The sequence below is a fragment of the Delftia sp. DLF01 genome, assembly GCF_014852125.1.
Lineage (GTDB): Bacteria > Pseudomonadota > Gammaproteobacteria > Burkholderiales > Burkholderiaceae_C > Comamonas > Comamonas acidovorans.
The window spans coordinates 1-377 of the sequence record NZ_JACVAZ010000016.1 but is presented as its reverse complement, the minus strand read 5'-3'; the positions used below and the strand labels follow the sequence as shown (position 1 = coordinate 377).

Below are 377 nucleotides of genomic sequence, written 5' to 3'. Positions count from 1 at the left end.
TTCTATGTGGTGCTGAGCGTGCCTGGCGCGTACTGGTCTGACAACCAGAACGCGATCAAGCCGATGACGGTACAGGTAAGCCTGGTGGAACAGACTCCTTCAGGAGTGGTCGGTGGAATCTACACCGCAGCCGATGGAGGGGTGCTGGTCACGCAGCTTGCGATTGGCAAGGACCGCAGGGACACGGGGTGGGGCTACATCGAGCGGCCCAGTGTTGCGGGAACGTACCGGGTTCTGGCACAGGTGCAGGGATTGGCCGAAGGCCAGTCGGAGGTGCAGACCGTGGTGGCTGCAAACCAGGCGCTGAAGCTCACGCGGTATGGCGGCGACAAGCTGATCGTGGGCAAGGGGCTGTACAGCTACAGCAGCGAGTTGTA

The 377-nt window shown here is 61.8% G+C and carries 1 protein-coding gene; it reads left to right on the top strand.

Going from position 1 to position 377, the window contains the following annotated elements:
• Positions 1-377: hypothetical protein (locus tag IB269_RS28930; RefSeq protein WP_225614340.1), on the top strand; the 377-nt coding region annotated here is incomplete at both ends.